Here is a 3,666-nt window from a genome sequence, read left to right on the forward strand (position 1 = left end):
GTTAAAGTCGGGCATGCGGTGTTTCGAATTTCCGGTATGTCTTCATCCTCCCGATAGGTTGTCTATGAAACACATCTCTATCTTGATCACATTCTTGACTACATTCCTCCTTTGGCTGATGTGTCTTGGGGATGGGACGAACCTCTTTATGGCACATGCCGGCCAGGAGCGCATTGAACTGTCCTCTCGGTCTTCTACCCCCGGCGCAACGCTGGTTTTGAACGGGAAAAGGTTCGGATCCTTTAAGTCGACCCAGTTCAACAAGGTGACCGTCAACGGGGTGCCGGCTTTAGTGCAGCGATGGGAAGCGGAAATCATCGAAATCAAGGTTCCCTTCAGAGCGACCAGCGGCCCGGTCGAAGTCTGGATGGGAAAGAAGAAACTGTCTGCCGGACCGCTGATTATCGTGGCTCCACGAATAGCAGCCATCACCCCGACGGAAGCGGAACGAGGGACTACTCTTCAGATTACCGGCCATCATTTCGGCCCCTCGGCGGGCGCGCGCGATCCGAACACAATGTTCGGTGTCAACGACGTTGTGGTCGGCGGGGTCGTGGTGCGTCCCAAGAGATGGAAAGACGACAAGATCGAACTGGAAATCCCGGCGAACGCGGTGAACGGTGATGTCGTGGTTCGGCTGGCTTCTTCCGACCCACTACCGGACGGATCATGCTGCGCTCCGGTCGAGTATGTCGCGAGCAACGCCGTTCCGTTGCAACTGATTCCGACCGTTCGAGTGGATCCGGTCAGCGGACCTGTCGGCACGAAAGTGGTGTTGTTCGGCCAGGGGTTCGGGAACGCCAAAGAACTCGTGGACGATGCCGTACTGATCGGCGGCCGGCCGGTGACTATCGCCCAATGGAAAGACGACGTCATCGTTTTCCATGTCCCGCTCAACGCGGAGTCGGGTCCGCTTGTGCTGAAACATCAAGGGCGGGAACGGGTGCTTGCACAGTTTACGGTTCATGTTCCCCGCATCAATTCCATGGGGCCCGCCAGCGCGCCTATTGGGACGTTGCTGCGTATTAATGGGGAGCACTTTGGGCTTTACTCAGAAAGCGGGTCGACTCCTTACAACTTCACGGATTTCAATATCGGTGAGAATCGCGTCGAAATCGGCGGGGTGCCGGCGGTGATCTATCGCTGGAACGACGACCGAATCGATGTCTGGGTGCCGTTCAGCGCGAAAACCGGCAAGGTCGTTATTTACCGGAGTGCCAATACGCCGAACATAGGAGGACTCTGTTGTGCCGAACGAGGGACCCAAGCCATTGAGGCGGGGGACTTCACGCTTGTCACGCCGACCATCGAGTCGTATGAACCTCGGACGGCCGGATTAGATGCTACCGTGACAATCAAGGGTCGAGGGTTCGGAACATTTCTCAAGACCGCTGAACATGCCGACTTGGGATTGAACCAGCAATCCTACAAGCGGCGACCTGATCTCGAAATCAATGAACCACACGAGCATGCAACCGTCGTCTCGAATGTGTCACGAACCGAAGTCCTGTTCAACGGAACCGCTGCGGTCGTTCAATCATGGACCGATGAAGAAATTGTGGTCCAAGTGCCCCACCGCAACCTCTACGGGATCGGAAAGAAGGGGGAGTTTTTCGATAACCTGGCGACCGGGCCGCTGGTTGTTCGCCGAGGATCATGGGACGTGCTTCCCGATGGAACCTGTTGTTCGCCGAAGAAATGGGTCACGCTTGAAGCAGGACCGTTCACCATCGAAGCGAAAGGGCTTCCCGTTCCGGACCCAGATTTCTGGAATTACCACACGCCTGACGCGAGTACCAATCAATAATGCTGGTTCGGTTCCACGCCTGCCGACGGAATGTTTTCGCGGCATTCTTCGCTCTCCTCGGTATGATTCTAGCGGTTCCTCAATCGGTTGGGAGCGCAGACTCCAATCTTTCCATCACCACTCAGGCGAGTAGCACGAAATCAACCTTGATGAGCATTCAGTTTCGTACGCTCCTACAGGGATGGGCGGTAGGAACTGGGGGAATAATACTGAAGTCAGTCGATGGCGGGAAGAAATGGAAGCGGGTGAAGAGCGGAACCGCTGCATTGTTAACATCTGTATTCTTTGCCGACTTATCGACAGGATGGGTGACCGGAGCCGGAGGATTTCTGAGCCGCACGACGAATGGGGGAGAGTCCTGGCTTCCACAATCACTGGATACTCAGCAACCGCTGTACGGTATGTACTTCACATCACCGATGGTTGGGTGGGTCGTCGGAGGAAGCGGCACGATCTTTCATACCAGGGATGGCGGCCAGCATTGGGTGGAACAGGCCAGCGGCACGACGGCGGCGCTCTATGCAGCGCACTTTCTCAACGACCAGAAGGGCGCGATCGTCGGCGCGCTGGGCACCGTCCTTTCGACAGACGATGGGGGGATCACCTGGACGCCGCAAGAGATGCAGAGCGCGGTGACCCTATTCGACGTCTTTTTCACCGATGCCGCAACCGGCTGGGCGGTTGGCAATGCGGGGGCCCTGTTTCAGACAACGGACGGTGGGGGCAAGTGGGTTGACCAGACCTTACCCTGCGGAAAAACCTGCACGAGGCTCACGGATTTGTTGAAGGTGCGCTTTACCAGTCCGCAAGAAGGGTGGATCGTCGGTGAGCGAGGGATGCTATATCGGACGAGCGATGGCGGTCACACCTGGAGCGAAGGAAGATCGATTGCCCCTACCTCGTTATTCGGCCTCAGCTTTCCCGATGCCATGCATGGGTGGGCCAGCGGCGAAAACGGGACGATTGTTCATCTACAATCAGGCCGCTGATCTCCTACCCTGATGGCCTGAAACATTCCCCTATTTCAGACGATAGGGCTGCTTCTTTTCGGTGCGGATTTCCGATCAGGTGAGTAGAGCGAAACAGCACTTGAAATTGAGCTGCCGGGACATTCTTGGGATGACGCTCCAGGCAGCGTCCGGGCTGGTCAACCACGCTCGGGAAGGGAAAGAATGTTATGGCGCCACACGATCAATCGAATGCGCGTAGATCAAGGGCGTCCCCTTTGGATCGTTCTGCTCAGCCATCACCATCCCACGGACACGGAGATGTTCGCTCTGCACAACCGGCTTTATCACGTTCGGCCGACATGCGCCGGTCGTGCTAATTCCAATGGTGCCCGACTTATCCTGAAGCGCAAACACTTGGCTGTCGTAGACAGAGCCGCCTCCACAGCTTGGCGTACCACGATGAACCGGTAAAGAGCTCACAGCCCTTGCATGTCCTTCGACCGTCACGACCTGAGCCTGATAGTCAGTGGGATGCTTTAAAATTTTATTGATGGGCAAGCGATCTTCGGCTGATGCCAAGGACGCCAGTCCGAGCCCAAGATTCAGACATAACATGCTGTGAAAGAAGAGGAACATCGAGTGCTTTCTTTCCATGAATTCGGATAGTCTACCTGGAACGAGGCACTCAAGGCTAGTCCGATGTCGATGGCTGACAATGATTCATGGACGTCTCGGCTCTGTCGGCCGGCCGACTTCTCACCCGATCTCGCAGGTTGAGAATTTACTCGAAAATGGTTCCCGGCGGAAGGAAGCCCGTCGTTCGAGAATGACGTCGTGAAACATGACCATCGCACCCATTAAATCAAAACGCGATTACGAGCACACGCTGAAACGAATCGAGGTTCTGAT

General features: G+C 55.9%; 3 protein-coding genes. 2 read left to right on the forward strand and 1 reads right to left on the reverse strand.

The genetic code is table 11. From position 1 onward, the window contains the following. Positions 1–148 precede the first annotated feature (148 nt). Together ACOSYY_RS04450 and ACOSYY_RS04455 are read left to right on the forward strand one after the other, a co-directional pair. A complete protein-coding gene (locus tag ACOSYY_RS04450) occupies positions 149–1,807 on the forward strand; it encodes an IPT/TIG domain-containing protein (RefSeq protein ID WP_421661064.1) in 1,659 nt (552 codons plus the stop codon). 62 nt (positions 1,808–1,869) lie between these two features. Further along, positions 1,870–2,796 carry a WD40/YVTN/BNR-like repeat-containing protein gene (locus tag ACOSYY_RS04455; RefSeq protein ID WP_421661066.1) on the forward strand — a complete coding sequence of 309 codons (927 nt, stop codon included), beginning with the start codon at positions 1,870–1,872 and terminating at the stop codon, positions 2,794–2,796. Positions 2,797–2,982: 186 nt separating this feature from the next. Here ACOSYY_RS04455 and ACOSYY_RS04460 read toward each other — a convergent pair whose 3' ends face one another. Further along, on the reverse strand, positions 2,983–3,393 hold the full coding sequence (locus tag ACOSYY_RS04460) for a hypothetical protein (RefSeq protein ID WP_421661065.1): 411 nt from the start codon (positions 3,391–3,393) through the stop codon (positions 2,983–2,985). Positions 3,394–3,666 lie beyond the last annotated feature (273 nt).

The sequence above is a fragment of the Nitrospira sp. BLG_2 genome (assembly GCF_049222245.1).